This window comes from Clostridium sp. CTA-7, from assembly GCF_054768095.1.
In genome coordinates, this window is the sequence record NZ_BAAAAV010000006.1 from 190,647 (window position 1) to 216,906 (window position 26,260).

Consider the following 26,260-nt stretch of genomic DNA (forward strand, 5'->3'; position numbering starts at 1 on the left):
ATAAACCTTTAAACAATTTCAAAATTTGAAAATCCTTATTACATTAAATTAATTCCTTCTAATAATTTTCTGTATCTTATCTTTAAACTTTTCTTCATCTCCATCAAATATAACAATATCTATGTCCATTTCCTTTGCTCTTTCAATTACTGCAGATTTTATTGGATTTTTTGTTGCAACTAATATCTTATATGCCTTGTCTCCACCAATTTGTTTACTATATACATCTAATTCATTTAATGCGTCTTCATTGTATTTATCGCTATCTTTACAAGATATACATATGGGAATTGAATCTTTTACTGCAACTACATCGACTTCATTTCTTACTATTTTGCTCTTATCATTCCAGAAGAACATAACTCCACTTTTCACTTCATCCATTTCTTTTATTTCGCGTATTATAATATCTGTTGCTATTTCAAGCCATGTACCACTTTTAAAAATAAAAGACTTTAAATATTCATTTTTAAAATTTACTTCTATTTGGTTTTTATCGATTTCTAAATAGTCTATTCCATTAAGCTTTTTTAACTCACTAAGTATTTTGTTTAATAATTGTATTTCTTCTCTATTTAAATTTTCTTTTTTAATTATAACCTTTTCAGAATCTTGATAATCATGCACAAATATATTCATATCATATAGCTTTTGCTTATATTTATGCCATAGATTTAAGTTCTTATATATTTTCTTTGTTAAATATATAAGCTCCTCTTTATCACAAAGTCTAGTAGAGTCAGATATAAGTTTTCCTCCTGCAGACTTTATAAGGCTATCTAAGTTCATATCATCAAACTCTTCTTTTAATAACTCTATTTCATTACCTATCTTATACAAAATCTTTTTTCTTATATCTACATATATTGATTCTAATGAATTTTTATTACATATATCCAAAAGTATTAATGAATTTATTCTACTTCCTCCTGTTAAATTAATTAAGATATCTTTATTTTTATTTATGTTTATAACTTTTTCTAACTCCTCTATATTTCCTTCGCTAATACATCTTCTTTCAAATATTACTAGTGGTTCATACTTTAAATAGTAGTCCTGTAATGAATTCATTAAATCTTCATCTTTTTTATCATATATAAATAAAACTTCTTTAGGCTTAAATTTTTTAGCTACTAAAATACTTGATTGATTATGTTCATCTAGTTGATTTACTAATATATCTACGCTCATAATTAAATTCCTTCTTTTTTAATTTATATGATTCTAATTTACCCAAAGGAATCAAATTTTATTTTAAAAATAATTAATAGTACATTATTACTATATAATATTTATCTAAAAGTAAAAAAACCTGCAACTTAAGTTACAGGTTATGGTACGGCGGAGAGGATTCGAACCCCCGACCAACTGGTTCGTAGCCAGCTACTCTATCCAACTGAGCTACCACCGCATATAAAATTTTAACAATAATTATATTATCATAATTACTGAAATAAATCAAGCAACTAATTAGCTTATAGCAAACTAATTATTATATATATCAGAGAATTCTACTTCTAACATTTGAATTTTATTACTATCGCCTCTTATGCAGAAATCTTCACTTTCTTCTACAATAGTTATTGGTAATGTTACTATAAATTCACATCCATTTCCTTCTTCACTATTTAACTCTATATTTCCATCAAGTGACTTTACTAAGTAATTTACTAAATCCAACCCTATGCCACTTCCTGAATTTTCTCTTTCTTTCTTGCTTGATATTTGATAAAATCTATTAAATATTTTTTCTTGATATTCTTTTGATATTCCTGGACCTTCATCCTTTATAGAAATTTTTATAGCTTCTTTTAGTACTAATATATTTATATATATATTAGTACTACTATAAGAAAATTTAATAGAATTAGATAGTAAGTTCATAATAATTCTATCTATAACCTCTGGATCAACTGCCATGATACATTCTTCTTCATTTGTATCAAATATTAATTGAATTTCTTTTTGCTTCGCATATTTATCTATACAACTTATAGTGCTTTCTATCATAGATATTATATCTATGTTTTTCTTATTTAGAACATAGTAATTATTTTCTAGTTTTGTTGTATCTATTAAATTATTTATTAACTTTAACATTTTTAAGCTATTTCTCTTCACAATTTTCATATATTCTAATGCTTTTTTATCTTTTATATTTACGCTACCATAATCAATACATTGCATAATACTTAATATAACATTTAAATGACCTCTTAGGTCATGAGAAATATTAAGCAAAAAATTTTCTTGATTAATCCCCTTTCCTATTAACTCTGTTATGACATTAATTAATTCTTCATTTTTAAAATTAAAATTTTCATTTAATATAATCTCACTTATATCTCTTTTATTATCTAATAATTCTATAACTTCACTAATAATCATGATAATAATTCCTTTCATAACAGATTTAGATTTATTTACATAAATACCATATAAACAGTTTAACATATACACATTTTTCCAACAATGCTTTTTGTTGTTTTTTTCCAATTTCCCTTTTGTTTATTTAATTATTAATTATCTAGTGGTATTTTTAATACATTATTATTACACTTTTTTGTATAATAATTCTTTCTATTATGTTAATCTTCATTTTCATTAGTAAAAAGATACATGAAATCAATCTAATATTATTTTTTAGGATTTTAAATTTATAATTAAATATTTGCTTCTAGCTTAATTTTACTTATAGCTATCATTAGATAAAATCCCGATACTAATATGCTAAGTGGTCCTATTGGATAAATTAATTTAATTAATGTAGGTAAAGTCATTGCATATAAAGATAATTTAAATATATCTCCATAATCTAAATTTATACCTTGAGTTTTGTTAATAATTGCTCCTCCTAAGGAAATTATAAATGCATAAAATAAGAGTGTTAAATAAACTAAAAAAATATTCACTATAAATACTATATATTTAAGTGGTTTCATAGCATCTATAGCTTTAATAATTAGTTCATTATCAAAATTTTGTGGTAATGGAAGTTCTTTATACTTATAGGTTACTTTTTGATCATTATTTCTTACAGATATTCCATCTTTAAATATTACTGTGGAAATATCCTTGTGTATTACTATTTTTCTTACACTTTCTTCATCTTCTAAAGACTTATTAGTATCTATAAGTAATATTAACTTTCCTTTTTCCTTTATTATAGGAGACTCATTAAAATTTAGTACACCATCCTCCATTTCAAAACTAAATTTATCATCTGTTAATGCATTTCTACTAGCTTTTTGCACTAAATTTATTGCTGCAAACTGAGCAATTCCAGTTACTACCCCAACTAAAATGCTTAATAAAATAGAATAAATTAAGGCTTTAGAAAAGCTTAATCTTAATAGCTCCTTATATTTTCCTATATTTAATACACTAATTTTAACTTTATTTACAAAACTTATGTTTTCTTCCATAAATACCTCCAAATATCTGGATTAAACGCTTACTAAATATTTTACCATATATATTTAATTTTATAAACAATAGTTGTTTTTTATAGCAATATTCATATATAATAGCTATTTTTATAAAAATATTTTTTTCAGATTAAAATTCCCTCTTTTGGTTAATGATTATAGTATGAATTATAAGGAGGGGTACTAATGTTTAATAATAAGCCCAAACCTAAAAATAAATTTTCTATTTTTAAGCTTCTTTCTATTTTAACTTTATTTATTTTATTATGGTTTGGAGTAAATATTTATTTAAACTATCAATACAAGCAAGTAACTTCTAGTTTCTATAAATCATTTAATAATTGTGAGTTTTCAGATGCAAAAGATACTTTGAACAAAAAAATTATATCTTTTAAAAAAAATCAAATTAATTCAGACTTAAAAACATACTTTACAGAAATTGTTAATAAGTTATGTGTTTCTTTAAAGAATAATGAAATTAGTAATAAACAAGCACTAGCTGTTTTATCTGAAATTAAAAGCTATAATGTATTAAATTCTTCATTAGATAAATTAATTTTGGCATTAGAAAATTCTCCTATTGAAAACAGTGCTTCAAATAGTATATCTTCAAAATCTAATAATTCAAGCACTAATTCATCAAAAAAAGATAATTATCTAAATTTAGGAATTTCAGCTTTTAATTCAAAAGATTATTCTAAGGCGATAAAATACTTTAATCTAGTTCCAAAATCATTAGCTGAAGATTATTCAATGGCACAAGAATATATAAAGGATTGTACAGTAAATTATAAGGGCTATCTTCTTGAAACTTCTGATAAACTAGTTGCAAATAAATATTATACTAAAGCAATTAATCTTTTGTCTGAGTATGATTCAAACTTATTAAGTAAAAATGATATAACAGAAATAAATAATAAAATTAGTTCTATAAAATTATTTAGAGAAGAATATCAAGGAGATGACTCGGAGTATACATCTAATGCAATTCTTCAAGCAATAACGACTCAGAATGTTAATACCTTATCTATTAGTAGTAAAACATCTTATTTTGTTTATTTAAATTTAGCTGAGCAAATGACGTATGTATATAAAGGTTCAACAAATAATTGGGAGTTGATTAAAAATTTCCCTTGCTCCACAGGAATATCTGGAAAAGAAACTCCTAAGGGCATATTTGCCGTTACTAATAGAGGAGATTGGTTCTTCGCAGAGGAATTCGGTCAAGGTGGAAAGTATTGGGTTCAATTTATGGGAGATTACTTATTTCACTCTATTCCCTTTGATAAAACTCAAACTGTTGTATTAGACGATACTCTTGGTACTCCAGCCTCTCATGGTTGCATAAGGTTAAAGGTAGAAGACGCCAAATGGTTATATGACAATATTGCAAATGATACTAAGATAATAATAAATTAACATATAATTAAAATAACCTTAATCACTATTTATGTAATGATTAAGGTTATTTTACCATTTCTTATAAATATTTAATTATGCTATTATATTTATATAATATTTTGAAAGTAGGACAAATAATGCATATATTTATTCCAAATGAAGTTGATTTTATTATAGATACATTTTATAGAAATAACTTTAAAGCATTTATGGTAGGTGGGTGCGTTAGAGATAGCTTACTAGGAATTTCCCCTAAAGATTATGACATAACTACTTCTGCAAAACCTGACACCACCTTATCTCTATTTGAAAAAACTATTCCAACAGGTTTAAAACATGGAACAGTAACAGTTATTATAAGTAATAATCAATATGAGGTAACTACATTTAGAACAGAAGGAACCTATCTAGACAATAGAAGACCATCATCAGTCGAATTTGTTTCTGATATAAAAGAGGATTTATCTAGAAGAGATTTCACTATAAACGCTTTAGCTTACAATAAGTCTATTGGACTTATCGATTATTTTGGTGGAATTGATGATATTAATAATAAAATAATTCGTTGCGTAGGTAATCCTGATGAACGTTTTAAAGAGGATTCCCTCAGAATGCTTCGTGCAATTAGATTTAGTTGTCAATTAGACTTTAATATAGATGAGATTACTTATAAGGCTATAATAAATAATAATAAGTTAGTAAGTAATATAAGTCATGAAAGAGTAAGAGATGAGCTATGTAAAATTTTAATTTCTAATAATTCATCAAAAGGTCTTATTTTATTAAAAAATACAGGATTACTAGAAATAATTCTTCCAGAAATTCATAGTTTAACTAACTTTACTCCAAAATGTAATAATCATAATAAAGATGTATTTAGCCATACCCTTAAAGTTATTGATAATACCTATAATAATCTTTTATTAAGATTATCAGCATTACTTCATGATGTAGGAAAATTAAACACACTCACATTTAATGGAAATGGATCTTATTATTTTCCTAATCACAATATAGAAAGTTCAATAATGGCCAGAAATATATTATCTAAATTAAGATTTGATAATAATACTATAAATATAGTTTGTAAATTAATAGAACATCACTTAGTTTTAGATGTTAATTATCTTCCAACCAAATTTGAAGTTAAAAAGCTATTAAATGTTATTGGTAAAGACAATATAGGTCTTTTATTTGATTTGCAACGAGCAGATATAAACTCCTTAGATAATCCTAAAATATTTTTAGCTAAGGTTGATTATATGGATAATTTAGTAGATGAAATATTAAACAATAATGAACCGCTTTCAATAAAAGATCTTCATACTAGTGGTGAAATACTAATTAAAAACTTTAATTTAAAACCTGGTAAATTAATTGGCGATACATTAAGCTTTTTACTAAATAAAGTTTTAGAAAATCCTAGTTTAAATGATGAAGAGTCATTATTTAAACTAGCTAAAGAGTTTATCTATAAATAAATTGTATTATTAGCAAGCAAAGAGGTGGTTTAATTTTAATCCACCCCTTTGCTATTTCATACTTATAAAATTATTAACCTTTAACTTTATATTTGTAAATCATAATCTTTTCATTATAGATTCATTCTAAACTCTTTGTTTAATCCAAATAAATATAGATAGCTTTCTTTTACTTTCTTTCCTGTAATTCTTTCTACTGCATCTTTATAATATTTAATTTGAATTCTATATTTATCTAAAATTTCATTCTCTTTGCCATACTCAACATAATCAGTTTTATAATCTAATAAAACAATACAATCATCTTCTTCAAATATGCAATCTATTATTCCTTGAAGTCTTACATTTTCATTTTCATATATCTCTTTAGGTAATGTATTGTCTATGTTTAAACTACTAATTTCGGTATAGAAAGGTAACTCCCTTTTTAATAACTTTCCTTCATTAAATGCATTTAGTAATCTTTTTCCTAGATTACTTTCAAAAAAGCTTATAAAACTAATTTTTTGTACTGCTTTGATTTCTTCTTCTGTCAGTAGATTTTTATCTTCCATAGAATTTATTTGAGCGTCTATTTCTTCTTTACTACTTACTTTATTTAAATCTAGTTTTTGCATTATAAAGTGGGCTATAGTTCCTTTTTCTGATGCTGATAATCCCTTTTTCTCTTGTAAAAACTTTGGCCTTAACACTTCTTTATCACTAAATATATTTAATGTAATAACATTATCATCCTCATTATTATAAAGAGATCTTTTTAAATCAGAGACTGAAACATTACTAGGCAATCCCCCTGATAAACTATACTTATATCTATAATTTAATCTTCTTTCAATTTCCTTATCTATATAATTTATATCTGAGTTTATAAATAAATCAGACTCACCATTTTCATCCACAGCCACTTCACTTTTTTCCACAGTTAATAAATTTTTAGTCCACATTTGTATATTCCATGTTGAAAAATCATTTATTACTGAGCTATTATTTACTCCTATATACTTTCTAAGCTTTTCTCCATCTCTATGCTTACATATAGCCATTCCAACCCAATCTAAATAACTTTTTCCTTTTAAAACTTCTGATGGTGGGATTATATAATCGTCTAAAGCCGCTGCTGAAGCCCACTTTGATATTGATTTTTCTAGATTTTTTGTTGCACCTGTAATAATAAGTTTTTCTTTTGCTCTTGTAAATGCGACATATAGTATTCTCATTTCTTCTGAGAGAGTTTCAAATAGTATTTTTTTCTTTATTGCTTCCTTAGCTAATGTACTGTAGGAATTTCTTCTTTCTAAATCAACATAATCTGGTCCTAACCCTAACTCATCATGATATAAAATAGATTTATTTAAATCCATTAAATTAAACTGCTTACCAAATCCTGATGTAAATACTACAGGAAATTCTAGACCTTTACTTTTATGAATACTCATTATTCTAACAACATCTTCATTTTCACCAAGTATTTTTGCACTTCCCATATCCCCTGATGAATTTCTAATTTTATTTATAAAGTTTATAAAATTAAATAATCCCTTAAAGCTAGTTTGTTCAAATTGCTTTGCTCTTTGGAATAATATTTTTAAATTTGCCTGTCTTAGCTTACCATTTGGCATAGCTCCAACATATCCATAATAAGCTGTATCCATATAAAGATACCAAATAAATTCATCTATAGGAGTATATATTGATTTATTTCTCCACTTACTTAAACTATTTACAAATACAGTACATTTTTCTCTAAGATTTTCATTTACTTCATAGATATCATTTGCAACTTCTTTTATTATCTCGTAGAAATATTTTTCTTTATCCAATAACCTTATATCACCGAGCTCCTCTGCACTAAAGCCTACTAAAGGAGATCGTAATACTGAAATCATAGGAACATCTTGCATTGGATTATCTATAATTTTTAATAGAGCCATCATTGTTCTTATTTCTATAGTTTCAAAATATCCTGTACCTGTATCAGCATAAACAGGTATTCCTTCTGAACCAAGCTCTTCTAAAAATATTTCTGACCAATTTCTAGTTGCTCTTAGTAATATAACTATATCCTTATACTTTAAAGGTCTGTAATCTCCTGTTTCTTTATCTAAAACTTTATATATTTTTCCTGTTTTAGGATCCGGATTTAAAAGTTCTTTGATTCTTCTAGCAACTATTCTTGCCTCTAAGCCTATTGAATCAATATCTTCTTCCTCTTCAGTCACACCTTCACCGTCATAATCATCCTCTACCTCAGTAGTGTATTCCCCTGACTTATCAAGAATATGAAGTTCTATTGGACCTGCTATAATTGTATCTTCATCATTATTTTCTTTATAATTAGCTCCAAGATTAAGTGCTTCATCATCATTATACTCAAGCTCTCCTACTGTTTTAGACATTACTTCCTTAAATATATAATTTACACCACTAATTACTTCTTCTCTACTTCTAAAATTTTTATATAATTGTATTTTTCTATTTAAATCACCAGCTTCTAAAGGATATTTATTATACTTATCTAAAAACAACTCCGGCTTTGCTTGCCTAAATCTATATATACTTTGTTTAACATCTCCAACCATGAATACATTTGGATTTTCTAAATTTTTTCTAGATACTAATTCTATTATAGCTTCTTGAACGTTGTTAGAGTCTTGATATTCATCCACTAATACTTCATTAAAATATTCTCTAAAACCTTTTGCTACACTAGATGGTATTAAACTATAATTTTCTTCATTTATAAGTATCTTTAAGCACAAATGCTCTAAGTCATTAAAGTCTAATATATTTCTTTCCCTTTTCTTTTCTTTAAATCTATTTATAAACTCTAAAGTTAAATGGCTTATCATCTTCATATAGGGATAAGAGCTTTTTATTCCATTTAGAGCATCATCTATTGTCATAGAAAAACTATCTTCAATTAACTTTGACGTTTTCTTTTTAATGCTATCTCTTATACTCTTAACTACTTCTAAACTTTCTTCATTTGATACTTTATCTTTTTTTACTGATTTTAATCTAGAAAAACTTATATTGCTAATAGATGAATAAAGTTCCGCTATACCGTAATTTAATGACTCTTCAATATTTTTAAACATATTTAAATCATCTAAGAAAGTAATTTCATATGGATCTAACCCTTCAGTATCTTTTATAATTCCTATAGCTTTTTCTAACATTTTTATATATCCAGAAACCTCAATTTTTATAGTTTCCTTTAATATATCTATCCATATGGTTTTGTTTAAATCATCTATGTTTTCTATATTAAAACTTTCTGCATTTTTAGTTAACCACTTTTCCGGCCATGGTCCACTCATTGAGAACCTATATAAATCAAGTATTATATCTTTTAATCTTTGATCATCTCTTGAACCACTATAAGCTTCTATTAAATTTCTAAATTCTTGATTTTCATCTTCATAGTAATCCTCGAATATATCATTTATAACTTCTAACTTTAATAAGGTATTTTCTGTTTCATCAGAAATTCTAAATGTAGGATCCAAATCTATAACATGATAATAATTTTTTATAACATCTAAACAAAATGAATGCATTGTTGTTATATTTGATCTACTTAAAAGTGTTAATTGTCTTTGTAAAACCTTAGAATTAGGATTTACTTCTAGAGCCTTTGATATTGCGGCTGCTATTCTTTCTCTCATTTCTGCTGCTGCTGCTGAAGTAAATGTAACAACTAATAATCTATCTATATCAACTGGATTATTTTCATTAGTTATTATTCTTATAATTCTTTCTACTAATACTGCTGTTTTACCTGAACCAGCAGCGGCAGCTACTAGCAAATTGCATCCTCTTGTAGTTATTGCCTTAAGCTGATCCTCTGTCCATTTTGTATCTCCCATAATTAGTTATTACCTCCCTTCTCTACCTCATCCTTTATTAACTTCCAAGCTTCATCGTTACTCTTCTTTAAAACCACTCTATATTTATTATTTTCTATTGTTGTATCAAATTGACATACTGATGAGTAGTCACAATAATTACAATATGGAGTACTATTATTTTTACAAGGCTCTATTTTTATATCACCACTTAACATATCTTCACATATTTCTGCCATTTTATCATTAACATATTTTCGTAATATATCAAATTGCTCTTCTGTAATTACTGAACTACTGGATGTAAAATCACCGTCTTTCTTTATCGCCGCTGGTATTATTAGTGAATATGATTCCATATCATTATCCATAGCCTTAACAACATTTATATCTTTAAGAAGTAATCCACTCATCTTTAATTCTTTTAATATATTGTCTTTTATTTCTTCCTCTGTAAGTTGTTTTTTAGATTTTATTATTGGATCATCTATTCTGAAATATAATATTGCTCCTGGCATTGCTTGCTTGTGCAATATATACTTTGAATTTTTTATAAGAGCATCTAAGTAAACTAATAACTGTATTTGGAGACCATAATAAACTTCTGTTAAATTGAACTTTTTAGCTCCTGATTTATAATCAACTATCTTTATATATGTGTTTCCATCTAAATCTAAGGTATCAATTCTATCTACTCTTCCAACTAAATATACTGTTTCATTTGATGGTAGGTCTATCTTAATTGCTTCACCATCTTTAAATCCTCCAAAAGCAAACTCATTTTTAAATACTTCAAATTTTCCTTTTCTCATTTGCTCTGATATAACCATTACTGACTTAGTTATAGTTCTCTTAAATCTATCTGCAAAATATTTATATTTTTTTGTACTATTTAATATTGAATTAGAATCATTCTCTAACCTTTTATCAACCAGTTCATTTACTATTAACTTACATCTTTCTTTATTTAAATCAGACCATGCTATTCTTTCATCTCTTATGGTATTTGTAAAATCATCTAATACGTTATGCATAAATGACCCTAAGTCTGGAGCAGAAAATTCATATACTTTTCTATCCTTTGCCTTTAATCCATATTGTACATAGTATGAAAAAGGACACTGCGCATACTTTTCTATTCTAGATACATTAAATATTAGCTTCTTATTTTCTGACTCATATAATCTCTTTATTTTTTCTCTAGGAACCTTCTCAACTAGATTTGTATATGTTAATCCTTTAAACATTCTACTTGATTTATTTTTAAATTCCTCACTATTTTCAAACCACTTAAATGCTTGAGCCCAATAATCATCTATCTTCTCCTTTTCAAACTCCATTCTTAGAGCCGATATAAGTTCATTAAAAGTTGGTGTAGGAGCCGTTATTTTATTAAATTTATCTTCTTTATCTCTCTTATTATATATTTCACTTTCCTCTGTTACATTTGATAGAATCTTTTTAAGTCTTGGAATAATTATAGATGGTCTTAATGATTTTCCTTCAAAATCTGCCATAGGGAAGGTTACCATTAAATACTCAGAAGGAATTGTTAATGCTGTATAAACAATAAACTGTTCTTCAAAAGCTCTACTTTTAGTATCTGATGCTAATTTTATTCCTATATTCCTTAAAACATCTCTTTCTCTATCACTTATAATTCCTTCGTCCTTATTTGAAGCTGGTAATATGCCATCATTTACTCCTATTAAATACAGTGCTTTTACTTCTCTACCTTTAATTCTTGATATATCACCTATATTCACTTGATCTAAAGACATAGGAATTACCCCTATTTCTTTCTCCTCAAATCCTGATATAAGTATTTTAGTAAATTCTTTTATTTCTAAAACTTCGTCTCCTAAAACTTCTACAACTTGATCTAGAATTTCTATTACCATCTCAGGAACTTGTATATATTCTTTTATTTTATCTTGAAGTCCTAAGGTATCAAATTCTTCTAACCAAGTTTCTAGAGTTTTAAATACGCCTAGTTCATTCATAAATTCATATATGTTTATAGCAAAATCCTTTACCCTATGCTTTCCCTTTATCTTATTATGTAACTTAATTAAAGGTGCTCTTATTTCTTCCATAATCTCAAGAATTATATTTTCTTCTTCAGAAATATTCTCTTTATCATAAAGATCCTTAGTCCATTTATACCCCTTTATGCCATTAGATAATATATAATTTTCTAGTATATCGATATAATCTCTTTCAACATTTACTAATCCACTTTTTAAATATTTAAATACACTTTCATATGACCAATTGCTTGATAATATCTCTAATGATGAAATAATAACTACAACTAATGGATTATTAAGTATTTCTCTTTTTTTATCTATAAAGAATGGAATGTTATATTCATTAAAAATAACTGTAGATATCTTTTCATACTCATCTATATTTCTACATACAACTGCTATGTCCTTAAATCTATAGCCATTATCTCTAACCATTCTTAAAATATCTTTAGCTACAACCTCAATTTCATCATAGCTATTGTTTGCTTTATATACTCTTACATTATTTGCTTTACCTTTATATTCTTTGAATGGATAAGTAAAAAAGTGACGTTCTAAATGTTGCAAATCTTCACTATTTAAAAATCTATATGAATATCCTTTATTTAAATTAATAGGCTCTAAATATGATATATTTCCTTCTTGCATAATTCTTAATATAGAGTTTTCAGTATTCTTTATTGCATCAAATATATCAGTATAATCTATATTGGCACCACCACTTAAAGAATCACTACATAAAGTTATATTTACAACCTTTGCCTTCTTTGCAAGTACCTTTATAACCTCTAACTGTTGAGGTGTGAAAGTAGTAAATTCGTCTATCCATATTTCAGAATCATCATATATAGTGCAATCTTTTAATCTCTTTGCTAATAAAGTTAATTCATCATCTGAATCAATAAACCTCTTATGAAGAACCTCATTAAAATTATCAAAAATTAGTTTCAAATCATTCATTTTCTTTTTAAGTTCATCATCATTTATTTCTTCTTCTTTTATATTTAATATTTCCGTGGAAATATTATATTTTTTAAATTCTGTAATTACTTTTGATACTATTGATGAGAAGCCTTGTTGCTTAGACATTCTGTTAAAGTATTGCAAGTCTTCCCCTTTATCTTTTAATAATTTATAAATAAGCATATTCTTTCCAGAATCGCTCATTCTAACCTCTGTTCTTCCTCCACATTCTTCTGATACTCTATGAGCCATTCTTTTAAAGCTTAATACTTCCCCCCTTAATAGTCCCCTTTCAGTTACTATGTCTAGGAATTTCTTTTCTGTATCGAAGGTGTATTGTTCTGGAACTATTAAAATTAACTTATTTTTATTATCATTGTTTTCCATTTTCTTTTTTATTTGTTCAAGACAGAATCTACTTTTTCCTGTACCTGCCCTTCCAAAAATAAACCTTATTCCCATAAACACACTCCTAATAATATTCTATCTTAATTATTCCCCTCAGCCTTAAATAAATTCTTCTTTAAATAAGCCCATTACTATGGTATCAAGATATTTTCCGCATATATAGTACTTACTTCTTCTTACTCCTTCTTCCTTAAATCCACATTTTCTATAACAATTTATAGCTCTAATATTTTCCTTAACAACTTCTAGTTCTATCTTATGAGCTTTTCTCTTATTAAATAAATAATTGCATAACGTTCTTATTGAATCTTTACCATATCCATTTCCCCAATATCCCTTACCTATAGTTATACCTATTGAATATACATCTCTTGTATAACTATTTTCTTTATAATAAACATATCCTATTAAATCACTATCTTTGGTTACTATAACCAATTCCTTTTTATTTGGCTTCGTAAAGTGATGGAATTGGCTTCTTATATATTCCTTAGTCATAATTCCTGTAGATAAACCATTATACTTAAGTACCTCTTTATCTGCACAAATATCATATAAAGTATCTATATCTTCTCTTACTGGATCTCTTAAATATATATTTTCTCCGTATATCATAATGCCATCTCCCTAAGTAAAGTTTATACTATAAAATAAACCTTTGTATACTTTATTATAAATCTATTGTTATAGTAAAAAAAAGAGTTCAATTAAAAATTGAACCCTTAATTTTCATATTACTCTGAAATATATACTTCTACTCCATAGTGATCAGAAATAACATTTTTGTTTATATTATTAAATATTACATTAGACTTTTTTACATTAACAATTCTATTGGTAAATATTATATCTAGTCTTTTATTCTCCTTTTTACCTTCCCAACCTGCAATTTCACCCTTTACTGTTATACCATCATCTTTCTCAACTGCTATCGTATAAGTATCAATCAACCCACTATTTAATAAATAATCATATCCTTCTTTTTTAATCATAGCATCATTATTAAAATCCCCCATAATAAAGCTTAATCCATCAACTTTATTAATAAGATTTTTCACTTGGTATCTGAAGGATTCCTCTTCATCATTCCACCAGCCCAAATGACATGTGAAAAAGTTAATTGTATTATTATTTATATTTATAGTACATTTAATTATTTTTCTACTTTTATAAAAAGTTTTATCACTACTTTCAGTTATATAGAAAGCTTCTGAACCTTCTATTTTATGTTTAGTTAATATAGATAATCCCTCTTCATATATATCATAACCTATATGTGAAAAATCCCAAATATAATTATATTTACTTTCTCCTAATTCCTTAAGTTCTTCATTTAATAAATGAACAAAATTATCTTTTTTTATAATTCCTTTAATTATATCTTCTTTTATACTTTGACTAACTTCTTGAAGGGCTATAACGTCATATTGATTTTCCTTTATTATTTTTGCTAAATACTTGATTTTCTCTACTTGATTTTCTTCCATCCATGAATGACAATTAAGTGTTAATAATTTCATCTTAAACTCCTAATATATCTTGTATATTTGATTTTAACACATCTGCCTTTGGCCCATATATAGCTTGAACTCCATTATCTCTTAATATAAGCCCTAATGCCCCATTCTTCTTCCATTCTTTTTCATCAGCTACTAATTTTATATCTTTAACAGTAACTCTCAATCTTGTCATACATGCATCTATATCTTCTATGTTATCCTTTTCTCCTAATAATGAAATTATCTTAATTGCTTGTAAATCATTTTCTGTATTTTGATTTTGTTTAGAAGAAGATTTTGTTGTCTCTTCATTTTCTGAATCTATATAGTTTCCATTACGTCCTGGTGTTGGAATATTAAATTTTTTAATTAATATATTGAATATTCCATAGTTTAATCCGAAGAAAACTAAACATGTAATTATAAAATTAATTAAATCTCTTATTAACCCTGCATGAATCATCATTGGTGTTCTTGTTAAAAATTCTATAAACCCAAATGCATGAACTCTTAATTGTATTATATCAGCTAAAGCAAATCCTATTCCTGTAATTACTGCATACACTCCATATAATATAGGTGATATAAACATAAACATGAATTCTATTGGCTCTGTAACTCCTGTTAGGAATACTGCTAATCCAGCTGATAAGAATATTGTTTTATATTTACTCTTTTTATCTGATTCAACATTCTTATACATTGCAAATGCTATACCTAGCAATGATGCACTTGAAAGTATAACTTGCCCTGCCTTAAATCTTGCTGGAACAACACTTGTTAATAATGTATTATACTCTGAAATATTTCCAGCATCCTTGAAGTTAATTAAATCACCTATCCACGCTAACCATAGTGGATCCTGACCTGCTACTAATGTGCCTGCTGATGAACCTGTCATTATTTGATATACTCCGCCTAGCTCTGTATAGTTTACAGGAACCGTTAACATATGATGTAAACCAAATGGTAATAATAAACGCTCTAATGCACCATACACGAAAGGTGCTAAAACTGGTGCTGTATCTTTTGATTCTGCTAACCAAACTCCAAAACTATTTAAAGCTCCTTGTATAAATGGCCAAACTATTGACAGTACTATAGCTGTAACTGTTGATCCTAAAATAACTACAAAAGGAACAAACCTTTTTCCATTAAAGAAATCTAATGCTTTAGGTAGCTTATTATAATTATAATATTTATTATATAAAGCTGCTCCTAGGAAACCTGAAATTATACCTACGAAAACTCCCATATTAAGTGCTGGTGCACCTAATATATTAGTAAAGTAATTTTTAACTATAAGTTCTGTTCCAAATAATGAATTTACTTTTGCTGAAGCATCACTTAGCATTCCTGGATTTACTCCAAATATTGCACCTGTAATACGATTAATTAATATAAAGGATAGTAATCCAGCAAAAGCACCACCAGCTCTTTCTTTTGCCCACGATCCACCTATAGCAACTGCAAATAATACATGAAGATTTCCGATTATAGCCCAACCTATATCTTCCATAACTCTTCCTATAGTATTTATTATTGATATATCTACTGACATTCCTATTAGCTTTCCAATAGAGATCATAAGCCCTGCTGCTGGCATAACCGCTACTACAACTAATAATGCCTTCCCAAATTTTTGCCAGAAATCGAATGATACCAATTTACCTTTTTTCTCAACTTTCCCCATTATTATTCACTCCTTATTTTTATTAAAAATCTTAATCTATTTTATACATTCTCGCTTCATATGGCTTTAAATCTAAATATTTCAAATCATCATGTGGTAAAACCTCATAATTTGATATTAATAAGTTTTCATATTTTAATATTTCATTCTCATTCTTATACTGTGCTTTATTTTCTGATAAATTAGTTATAATAATAAACTTTTCCTCATTAATTTCTCTTATATATGCATAAATCTTATCATGATTTTCTAAAATTAATTTGTACTCACCATATATAAGTATCGGATTATTTTTCCTTATTCTTATCATATCTTTATAAAAATTAAGTATTGATTCTTTATCATTAATTTGATCTTCAACATTTATATATTTATAATTTAGATTAATTCCTATCCAAGGTTTACTATTAGAGAATCCCGCATTTATTGAGTTACTCCATTGCATTGGGGTTCTAGCATTATCTCTAGATACTGCCCATAAATGTTTTATGCATTGTTCCTCAGTAAAACTATTTTCTAACATATCATTATAAGCATTTATACTTTTAACATCATTATACTCATCAACAGATTCGTATTTTACATTTGTCATCCCAATCTCTTGCCCTTGGTATATAAATGGAGTTCCTTGCTGCATAAAGTACATCAAACCTAACGCAGTAGAACTTTCTCGCCAATACTCTTTATCATTTCCCCATGTTGATACTACTCTTGGAATATCATGATTCTCTATAAATAATGCATTCCACCCTTTATTATATAAACCCTCTTGCCATCTAGTTAGAACCTCTTTGCACTCATTTACATTAAATGCTTGATTATCTTCATTATTCCATAAATCTAGATGTTCAAATTGGAATACCATGTTGAACTTACCTGTTTCTTCTCCTACCCACTCTTCTGCTTCTTCAGCACTTACTCCATTTGCTTCTGCAACTGTCATAACATCATATTTTGAAAATGTATTTTCAGTTAATTCATCTAAAAAATCATGTATACCTTCAACATTCATATGCTTTTCGAAACAACTTAAATATTTTTGATTTTCTATATTAGGCATGTCATTAAATTCTGTATCTTTCTTAATATGACTTATAGCATCTATTCTAAATCCATCTATTCCCTTATCAAGCCACCAATTTATCATTTTATAAATTTCTTTTCTTAAATTCTCATTTTCCCAATTTAAATCTGGCTGCTTTTTCGTGAATAAATGTAAAAAATATTCATTAGTATCTTTATCATATTCCCAAGCTGATCCTTTAAAGATACTCTCCCAATTGTTAGGTTCTAACTCACCTTTTCCTTTTCTCCAAATGTACCAATCTCTTTTAGGATTATCCCTAGATGACTTTGACTCTATAAACCACTCATGTTCATCACTAGTATGATTTATTACTAAGTCTATTATTAACTTCATTCCTTTCTTATGAACCTCTGATAGTAACTCATTAAAGTCTTCCATAGTTCCAAAATCAGTCATTATATCTTTATAATCGCTTATGTCATAACCGTTATCATCATTTGGTGACTTATACATTGGGCAAATCCATATAACATCTATACCTAAATCTTTCAAGTAATCTAACTTTGAAGTTATTCCTTTTAAATCACCAATCCCATCATTATTATAATCAAAAAAACTCCTTGGATATATTTGATATGCTACTGCTTCTTTCCACCAAATTTGTTTCATATATTCCTCCAACATAGCTAAATCTGTGCAATCGTTCGCCTAAAATATTTTAAAAAATCTGTGCAATCGTTTGCCTAAAATATTTTAAAATATGTGTACAGAGAATATCTGTACACATCATTCTATTTGCTTTCTAATATTGCTAGTGCAGCTGCACCTAAAACCCCTGCTTGATTACCTAATAAAGCTTTTTCGACTTTACAGTGATTATAAATTGTCTTTAAGCATCTTCTTTCCATTTCATTTTCTATTTTGTCAAATACAATTCTACCAGCTTCACTAACACCGCCACCTATAACTATTTTATCAGGATCAAAAGTGTTTGCTATATTTGCAACAGTTATTCCTAAATATGATAAAGCATCATTTAATATATCTTGTGAAACTTTATCTCCTTTTTCAGCTTCTACGAATACTTCCTTAGCAGTAACTTCTTCATAATTCTTTAAGCTAGTTTCTACCTTACTTTCAAAAGCTTCCCTTGCTCTCTTCATAATTGCAGTTCCTGATGCAACTGCTTCTGCACATCCAGTGTTCCCACATCCACATCTAGGACCACCTTTCATAACAGTAGCATGTCCTATTTCTAATGCATTTGATGTACTACCTCTAAATAGATTGCCATTTATTATAGCTCCTCCACCTATTCCCGTACTTACAGTAATGAAGACCATGTTTTTACTTCCCTTACCTGCTCCAAACATAAATTCACTTAGTGTTGCTACATTTGCATCATTATCTAAGTAAGTATCTAATTTATATCTATCTTTTATAGGTTGAACTATGTTAAAGTTCTTAAATGGTAAATTAGGAGTATATACTATTAATCCCTTTTCTACATCTAAAGGCCCTGGAGAACCTATCCCTATTGCTTTAACTTCATTTATATCTGTTCCTTCTAATACATCATCTATTGTTTTTAATAATTTTTCTAAAACTACACTCTCACCTTTATGAGCTTCTGTTTTAACGGTAACTTCTTTTATTATAGATCCCTCTAGGTCAACTAAAGCAGTATATATTTTAGTTCCTCCTAAATCAACACCTACTACATATTTCTTTTCCATTTCCATCCCCCTAGATATAAATTTAATTTTATTTCTCTTATATTATAAAAATAGTATATCATACAAGAGAAATTGTTTACAATAATTTAATGTTTTGTTTTACGCGAAAATTGCTAATCATTTTAAATTATCTTCATTTTTCTCTATAATTTAAAGTTTCGTGCAATCGGTTGCACTTACTCTTGAATTTTAATCTTTTGTATGGATTTTCTTTCTATTAATTTTGTATCTATTATGTATGAATTTTTCTCCATATCTCTATCTTCTAATTTATTTATTATAAGCTTTGTTGCATGAAATCCTAATTTTTCTGCATTTATATCTACTGATGATAATGGTACGTTTTGATACTCAGACATAGGTATATTATTAAACCCTACAATAGATATATTATACATATTAAGCTTATTTAAAACTTCTTGAACTCCAAGTGCTAATAAATCATCAGTAGCTATTATGGCTGTTGGTTTATTTAATTTTAATATTTTATTCGTCGCACTGCTTCCATTTTTTTGTGTAAACTCTTTTCCTTCATATATCAAACTTTCTTCAATCCCTATATTATTGTCAAGTAGTGCTTGCTTATATCCATTTAATCTATCTTTAGATACATTTAGATTGGATTTAGCCCCCACAAAACCTATTGTTCTATGTCCATAACTTATAAGTTTTTCTACTAATTCATACATAGCTTTAAAATTATCATTATCTACCCATAATACATTTTGTATATCATCTGGTCTCCCTATAACGACAAACGGAAATTCCCTTTCCTTCAAATATTTTATAGAATCATCATCTTCTTTAGAATTTAATAAACAAATACCATCAACTAAATTACTGTCTATAAATTTTTCAAACCATTCTTTATCATTTTTTCCTTCTTGCTTAAAGGCATACATTATATAATAATTTTCTTTTTGAGCATATATACTCATCCCCTTCATTGCTTGAACAAAAAATGGATTAGAAAATATATCTTCTGCCTCTTTTGGTAATATTACTGCTAAAATTCTAGTTCTATTATTAGCAAGGCCCCTTGCAATTATATTAGGAGTATAATTTAATTTTTTTATTGCTTCATTTACTTTTTCTTTTGTTTTATCACTTATTTTATCACTGTTCGATAATACCCTTGAAACTGTTGATGTTGCAACATTTGCTTCCTTAGCTACATCTTTAATTGTAACTTTCATCTTATTTTCCCCCTAAGAATTACTTAATAAGATTATAGTATATTTTAAATATAAAATAAATCTAAAATAAAAAAGCATCCAACTACTGTTAGATGCTTTCTGGCGGAGAAACCGGGATTTGAACCCGGGCGCCAGTTACCCGACCTACGCCCTTAGCAGGGGCGCCTCTTCAGCCACTTGAGTATTTCTCCACGTGCCTTCTCTTGAAGTTTTATGGCGGAGAGAGTGGGATTTGAACCCACGGTACCCGCAAAGGTACGCCGGTTTTCAAGACCGGTGCCTTAAGCCAGCTCGACCATCTCTCCATATTCCGTCTTGCGACAAATATTATTATATCAAGTACTATATTTATTGTCAATTATTTTTTTAATTTTTTATTACATAATAAATATTAAAATAATACTTAACTATAATAAGCTAATACTTTAATTAAAAAGCATCTAAGAAAACTTAGATGCCTTTATGGCGGAGAGAGTGGGATTTGAACCCACGGTACCCGCAAAGGTACGCCGGTTTTCAAGACCGGTGCCTTAAGCCAGCTCGACCATCTCTCCATACTTCGTCTCGCGACAAATATTATTATAGCAATGACTTTCTTTATTGTCAATTATAAATTTACATATTTTTAAATTAAATAATAAATCTAATAAAAACAAATTTCTACCTCTTCATCCCCCACTGAAATTACTGCTTATTAATCTAATAGTAAAATTTAAATAACATATATACTTAGAAAAATCAAATATATTACTTTCTTTTGCAATATATTCCATTACGACTTAATTTTATCTTTCAAATAAATAAGTAAAGACTAAATCTAATAGCATAGATTTAGTCCTTAGAATTAAAACTACTTAATTACCTTCATATTTCCCATGTATGGTTGAAGTGCAGTTGGAATATTTACTGAACCATCTTCATTTAAGTTGTTTTCTAAAAATGCTATTAACATTCTTGGTGGCGCAACAACTGTATTGTTTAATGTATGAGCAAAGTATTTTTTATCCTTAGCATTTACACGAATTTTTAAACGACGAGCTTGTGCATCTCCTAGGTTTGAACAGCTTCCTACTTCAAAATATTTCTTTTGTCTTGGTGACCAAGCTTCAACGTCTACTGATTTAACTTTAAGATCTGCTAAATCTCCAGAACAACATTCTAAAGTTCTAACTGGTATATCTAAAGAACGGAATAAATCTACAGTATTTACCCATAATTTTTCATACCACTCCATACTTTCTTCTGGTTTACATACAACTATCATCTCTTGTTTTTCAAATTGATGAATTCTATATACTCCTCTTTCTTCTATTCCATGAGCTCCCTTTTCTTTTCTAAAACAAGGAGAATAACTTGTTAAAGTTTGTGGTAATGAATCTTCAGGTAATATAGTATCGATGTACTTCCCTATCATAGAGTGTTCACTTGTTCCAATTAGATATAAATCTTCACCCTCAATTTTATACATCATAGCATCCATTTCAGCAAAGCTCATAACACCTGTTACAACTTCGCTACGAATCATGTATGGCGGAATACAATAAGTAAACCCACGATCTATCATAAAATCTCTAGCATATGAAATTATTGCTGAATGAAGTCTTGCAACATTACCCATTAAATAATAGAATCCACTTCCAGCTACTTTTCTAGCACTATCTAAATCTAATCCACTTAACTTTTCCATTATATCTGTATGATATGGAACTTCAAAATCTGGAACCTTTGGATCTCCAAAACGTTCAACTTCTACATTTTCGCTATCATCTTTACCGATTGGAACGCTTGGGTCAATTATATTTGGTAGAGTCATCATTATTGTCTTAACTCTTTCATCTAACTCAACTTCCTCAGCTTCTAACTCAGATAAACGCTCTGAATTTTCAGTTACCTTCATTTTCATTTCTTCTGCTTCTTCTCTTTTTCCTTGAGCCATTAAAGACCCAATTTGTTTTGAGAATTTATTTCTATCAGCTCTTAAAGCCTCAGCTTGTTGTTTAGCTTCCCTAAGCTTTTTATCTAATTCTATTACCTCATCTACTAGTGGAAGTTTGCTATCTTGAAACTTATTTTTTATATTTTCCTTAACTATCTCTGGATTTTCTCTTACAAATTTTAAATCTAACATTATGTATACCTCCTAATAATTTATATCTATTAATTTTTTTCAATAAAAAAAGAACCTTTCCCCTAAACAAGGGACGAAAGATTCCGCGTTGCCACCCTAATTAATAGCAAAAAATGCTATTCTCTTTAATAAATTTAACGGTTTAAGCCGTACTGCTCATCACAGTCCCTCCAAGGTGGATTCATAACATTTTACTATCGATTTACACCAAACATCGACTCTCTTAAAAAAAATATTGTTATTACTAGCCTCTTCAACAGTTTTATTATATTTATTCTTAATATATTATAAAATATTGTGTATGTCAATATTTTACTAAGATGATTTTTATATATTATTTGTTTTTTGTACTATAATTATTCATCTAATATATCTTTTGTACATATTACGTCAATCCCAGTATTTAATATATTTTTGCAAATCATACTTCCTTCTTTAACTGGAGTACTAACATATATTCTAGCTAAAACTTTAGATAGCTCTATCCATAATGATTTATCTACTTCTTTATTAGTTCTAACTGGTACAACCTTATATTTTTCATTGCCCTTAACTCTAACTATTGATGTAAATATATCTTTATTATCAACTTTAGATTCTGAATTAAACATCCTTAAACTCCTTTATTCGGCTTGATATAATTTTAGAATTCTTAGAATCCTCAACTATATCTGTAACTTTTTTATCAAGCTCTCTAGCTAATATATTTACTATTTTTTCATAGCAGTAGGAACCATGACAACTTCCAAATCCAGATCCTGTTCTCCTTTTAACGCCCTCTACAGTTCTAGCTCCCAAAGGTCTTCTTATACAGTCTACTATTTCACCTTCAGATATATTGTTACATACACATATAATTTTCCCATATCTTTTATCTACAGCTATTATTTCATTAGCTTCTTTTTTTCCAAGTTCTCTAAATTTATAAATTTCTCTTCTTTTATCAATAAAGTTTTTCTTTAATGTACAATTTAAATTATTAGCTATAGTATCACAAAGCATTTTTGCTATTGCTGGTGCTATCGTAATTTTCCCATAATGAGTACCTGTTACTCTTATATATCCTTTATCTATCTCACTATCATCTATTACCATAGAATCTTTATTGTAACTTTCTCTAAATAAATTATTTATATTATTTTTATCTAAGTCTATTAATAAGCTATTTGCATACATTAAATTATCCTCTAAGCTAGTTTTTTCTGTACTTTTTATTCCTATTAACGATCCTGTAGTTGTTGTTGGAGTACTTAGTACAAAAGTATTTTTATCAAAAGTTTCTATTACTATTTTATTTAATTTATTTTTATAATTATCATCGACTAATAAATAACTCATATTTTTAAAGCAAGATTCATTATTATCTACTTCTTTATCTTCAACTTTTCCATTTTCTCTTATATATATTTCATGAGGAATTGTATTTATAACAACCTTGCATGTAAATTTATTTTTATTGGTAGTTACTTTAAATCCTCTAGCTAAACTTTGTATATTTAAAACTTCTTCTTCTAGCCTAAAATTAACTCCATTATCTGAAGCCACTTCAGCATATGCAATAGCTAGATCATAAGGTGCTACTATTCCTATATTTTCAGAATATAACCCTTTCTTTATATTATTATTTATATTTGGTTCTATATCATATACATCTTTATCATCTATTAAATAAACGCCGTCTATCCCTCTTTTTTTTGCTCTATCATACATCTCTTGTAATTTCTTAACACCATTTTCATCATTTACAACTCTTAAGGCTCCAATTTTTCTAAAAGGAACTTTAAACTTTTTACAAGTATCCATCATTATTGAGTTTCCTATATACTCAAGTCCAGCCATTACATCATCAGATGTCTCTGAGCCGTCATATACTATAGATGTATTTACAAATGAAATATCATCTGCTATATCATAATCTCTTTCTATTAAAGCTATATTAAAATTATATTTTGATAACTCATATGCAACTGAACACCCTATTATTCCTCCACCTAATATAAGAATATCATAGTCCATAAATATTAAATCCTCCTAAACTCTATAATAAAAAGCCTTTTTTCGATAATTCCATCTTTATTGCTTCAATGTCCTCTTCATTATCTGCAGCTATAGTATGAAGATGAACCCCATTAGTCAAATTTGAAAGAGGTTTAATATTTTTTCTTTTAAATTCACTTTCAAATTTATTTAAATCATTTAAGTTTTTTATCATTAAATTTCCTTTTATTTCACCATAGATAGGATGATCTATTATAACATCTTCTATTATACCACCATATTTAACTACGATTTTTAATTCTTCTATAGTTTCGCTACTTCCATGATTAACTGCAATAATAGCCTTTATTTTATTAATATCTTTATTATAAATATATCCATCTGGAGTGGCTATTATATTTTTACCAGCAGCTCTTAATATAGCTATATCTTTTACTATTATTTGCCTCGTAACTCCAAATAAATCAGCTAATTCTGTTCCTTTAACTGCTCTATTCTTTTCAATTATCAACTTTATAATTTTTTCTCTTCTTTCAATAGCTCTCATAAATACACCTCTGTACTAATTTTTATCATCACAAGTACTTATTATATTAAGTATTCTATTATTATTTACTTTATTTTTATTATGATGATATCTTACCACTTGTAAAAATTCTTTATCATAATTAAAATCTTTAAGCATATCTAACCCTATTTTAGGATGATTATAATATATATCTATTTGTTTTACTTTATTGTACTTTTTAATTTTACCTTTAGTTGTCTTATCTAATAACACAATTACAGATTTTTCTATTAAACTTAAATGTTTTTTACTCTTTCCTACATCATGCAATAACGCTGCCTTAGCTAGTTTATTTATATCAACATCTATATTAAAATCTTCTTTCATTTTTATTGAATCTTTACATACTCTTATACAGTGATGCTTATCATTATGTTTTAACTTATTAAATATTTTAATTTCATCTTCACTTAAAAACTTATTTATATAATCATAATCTATATCCTTAAATAATGAAGTAAATCCCCATATAAATTGTTTTATTCTATATAAAGCCATTTTAATCACCTATATTTATTATCTATATATATATAGATAATAACACTATATATTTTCATTATCAATTATATATATTTTTATAAAACAAAAAAAGCTACGAAACTAATCGTAGCTTTGGTGGAGGTAAAGGGATTCGAACCCTTGACCCCTTGCGTGCAAGGCAAGTGCTCTCCCAACTGAGCTATACCCCCATAAAAAAATAACCTGGCGACGTTCTACTCTCCCACACAGTTTCCCATGCAGTACCATCGACGCTGTAGAGCTTAACTTTCCTGTTCGGAATGGAAAGGAGTGTTTCCTCTACGCCATCATCACCAGATATCAGAGTGTTCTCTGAAAATTGCACATGAATTATTGC

18 protein-coding genes, 5 tRNA genes, 1 rRNA gene and 1 other annotated feature are annotated in these 26,260 nt (G+C 27.4%); of the genes, 2 read left to right on the forward strand and 22 right to left on the reverse strand.

Annotation, left to right across the window (positions count from 1 at the left end; translation table 11 throughout):
- Positions 1–48: 48 nt before the first annotated feature.
- The 4 genes from ACYUEX_RS13100 to ACYUEX_RS13115 all read right to left on the reverse strand — a co-directional run bounded on the left by ACYUEX_RS13100 (position 49) and on the right by ACYUEX_RS13115 (position 3,425).
- Positions 49–1,191 (reverse strand): Card1-like endonuclease domain-containing protein, encoded by a 1,143-nt coding sequence (locus tag ACYUEX_RS13100; RefSeq protein WP_411169343.1) that lies wholly within the window; start codon positions 1,189–1,191, stop codon positions 49–51.
- 143 nt (positions 1,192–1,334) lie between these two features.
- Positions 1,335–1,411 (reverse strand) — tRNA-Arg (locus ACYUEX_RS13105).
- 74 nt (positions 1,412–1,485) lie between these two features.
- The gene (locus ACYUEX_RS13110) at positions 1,486–2,406 is read right to left on the reverse strand and encodes a sensor histidine kinase (RefSeq protein ID WP_411169342.1); all 921 of its coding nucleotides are present in this window, start codon (positions 2,404–2,406) and stop codon (positions 1,486–1,488) included.
- 257 nt (positions 2,407–2,663) lie between these two features.
- On the reverse strand, positions 2,664–3,425 hold the full coding sequence (locus ACYUEX_RS13115) for a DUF1189 domain-containing protein (RefSeq protein WP_460288588.1): 762 nt from the start codon (positions 3,423–3,425) through the stop codon (positions 2,664–2,666).
- A 189-nt stretch (positions 3,426–3,614) separates the two neighbouring features.
- On the opposite strand from ACYUEX_RS13115, the gene ACYUEX_RS13120 reads away from it, so the two are divergent.
- Together ACYUEX_RS13120 and ACYUEX_RS13125 are read left to right on the forward strand one after the other, a co-directional pair.
- Positions 3,615–4,847: a L,D-transpeptidase family protein gene (locus tag ACYUEX_RS13120; protein WP_460288589.1), complete on the forward strand. Its 1,233-nt coding sequence runs from the start codon at positions 3,615–3,617 to the stop codon at positions 4,845–4,847.
- Positions 4,848–4,966: 119 nt separating this feature from the next.
- Positions 4,967–6,310 carry a CCA tRNA nucleotidyltransferase gene (locus ACYUEX_RS13125; RefSeq protein WP_460288590.1) on the forward strand — a complete coding sequence of 448 codons (1,344 nt, stop codon included), beginning with the start codon at positions 4,967–4,969 and terminating at the stop codon, positions 6,308–6,310.
- A gap of 113 nt (positions 6,311–6,423) precedes the next feature.
- Here ACYUEX_RS13125 and addA read toward each other — a convergent pair whose 3' ends face one another.
- The 18 genes from addA to rrf all read right to left on the reverse strand — a co-directional run bounded on the left by addA (position 6,424) and on the right by rrf (position 26,221).
- Positions 6,424–10,179 (reverse strand): helicase-exonuclease AddAB subunit AddA, encoded by a 3,756-nt coding sequence (addA, locus tag ACYUEX_RS13130; RefSeq protein ID WP_460288591.1) that lies wholly within the window; start codon positions 10,177–10,179, stop codon positions 6,424–6,426.
- A gap of 2 nt (positions 10,180–10,181) precedes the next feature.
- Complete coding sequence (addB, locus tag ACYUEX_RS13135) at positions 10,182–13,613, reverse strand: helicase-exonuclease AddAB subunit AddB (RefSeq protein ID WP_460288592.1); 3,432 nt, start codon at positions 13,611–13,613, stop codon at positions 10,182–10,184.
- Positions 13,614–13,658: 45 nt separating this feature from the next.
- Positions 13,659–14,174, reverse strand: a complete 516-nt coding sequence (locus tag ACYUEX_RS13140) for a GNAT family N-acetyltransferase (RefSeq protein ID WP_460288593.1) — start codon at positions 14,172–14,174, stop codon at positions 13,659–13,661.
- A gap of 119 nt (positions 14,175–14,293) precedes the next feature.
- The gene (locus ACYUEX_RS13145; protein ID WP_460288594.1) at positions 14,294–15,079 is read right to left on the reverse strand and encodes an endonuclease/exonuclease/phosphatase family protein; all 786 of its coding nucleotides are present in this window, start codon (positions 15,077–15,079) and stop codon (positions 14,294–14,296) included.
- A gap of 1 nt (position 15,080) precedes the next feature.
- Positions 15,081–16,751, reverse strand: a complete 1,671-nt coding sequence (locus tag ACYUEX_RS13150) for a PTS transporter subunit IIBC (protein WP_460288595.1) — start codon at positions 16,749–16,751, stop codon at positions 15,081–15,083.
- A 31-nt stretch (positions 16,752–16,782) separates the two neighbouring features.
- The gene (locus tag ACYUEX_RS13155; protein WP_460288596.1) at positions 16,783–18,447 is read right to left on the reverse strand and encodes a glycoside hydrolase family 13 protein; all 1,665 of its coding nucleotides are present in this window, start codon (positions 18,445–18,447) and stop codon (positions 16,783–16,785) included.
- A gap of 122 nt (positions 18,448–18,569) precedes the next feature.
- Positions 18,570–19,514 (reverse strand): ROK family protein, encoded by a 945-nt coding sequence (locus ACYUEX_RS13160; protein WP_460288597.1) that lies wholly within the window; start codon positions 19,512–19,514, stop codon positions 18,570–18,572.
- 176 nt (positions 19,515–19,690) lie between these two features.
- Positions 19,691–20,710 (reverse strand): LacI family DNA-binding transcriptional regulator, encoded by a 1,020-nt coding sequence (locus ACYUEX_RS13165; RefSeq protein WP_460288598.1) that lies wholly within the window; start codon positions 20,708–20,710, stop codon positions 19,691–19,693.
- 100 nt (positions 20,711–20,810) lie between these two features.
- Positions 20,811–20,901 (reverse strand) — tRNA-Ser (locus ACYUEX_RS13170).
- Between the two features lie 23 nt (positions 20,902–20,924).
- Positions 20,925–21,015: transfer RNA gene (locus ACYUEX_RS13175), tRNA-Ser, on the reverse strand.
- Positions 21,016–21,173: 158 nt separating this feature from the next.
- A tRNA-Ser gene (locus ACYUEX_RS13180) sits at positions 21,174–21,264 on the reverse strand.
- A 296-nt stretch (positions 21,265–21,560) separates the two neighbouring features.
- Positions 21,561–22,838 (reverse strand): serine--tRNA ligase, encoded by a 1,278-nt coding sequence (gene serS, locus ACYUEX_RS13185; protein ID WP_460288599.1) that lies wholly within the window; start codon positions 22,836–22,838, stop codon positions 21,561–21,563.
- Between the two features lie 66 nt (positions 22,839–22,904).
- Positions 22,905–23,104, reverse strand: a binding site (T-box leader).
- Positions 23,105–23,194: 90 nt separating this feature from the next.
- Positions 23,195–23,449 (reverse strand): DUF1667 domain-containing protein, encoded by a 255-nt coding sequence (locus tag ACYUEX_RS13190; protein WP_460288600.1) that lies wholly within the window; start codon positions 23,447–23,449, stop codon positions 23,195–23,197.
- The gene (locus ACYUEX_RS13195) at positions 23,442–24,854 is read right to left on the reverse strand and encodes an FAD-dependent oxidoreductase (RefSeq protein WP_460288601.1); all 1,413 of its coding nucleotides are present in this window, start codon (positions 24,852–24,854) and stop codon (positions 23,442–23,444) included. The genes ACYUEX_RS13190 and ACYUEX_RS13195 overlap by 8 nt, the downstream gene beginning before the upstream one ends.
- Before the next feature lie 22 nt (positions 24,855–24,876).
- Entirely contained in the window at positions 24,877–25,383 is a 507-nt protein-coding gene (locus ACYUEX_RS13200) for a 3H domain-containing protein (protein ID WP_460288602.1), read from the reverse strand.
- A gap of 15 nt (positions 25,384–25,398) precedes the next feature.
- Complete coding sequence (locus ACYUEX_RS13205) at positions 25,399–25,902, reverse strand: HDIG domain-containing metalloprotein (RefSeq protein ID WP_460288603.1); 504 nt, start codon at positions 25,900–25,902, stop codon at positions 25,399–25,401.
- A 115-nt stretch (positions 25,903–26,017) separates the two neighbouring features.
- A tRNA-Ala gene (locus tag ACYUEX_RS13210) sits at positions 26,018–26,093 on the reverse strand.
- Positions 26,094–26,104: 11 nt separating this feature from the next.
- A 5S ribosomal RNA gene (gene rrf / locus ACYUEX_RS13215) occupies positions 26,105–26,221 on the reverse strand.
- Positions 26,222–26,260: the final 39 nt, after the last annotated feature.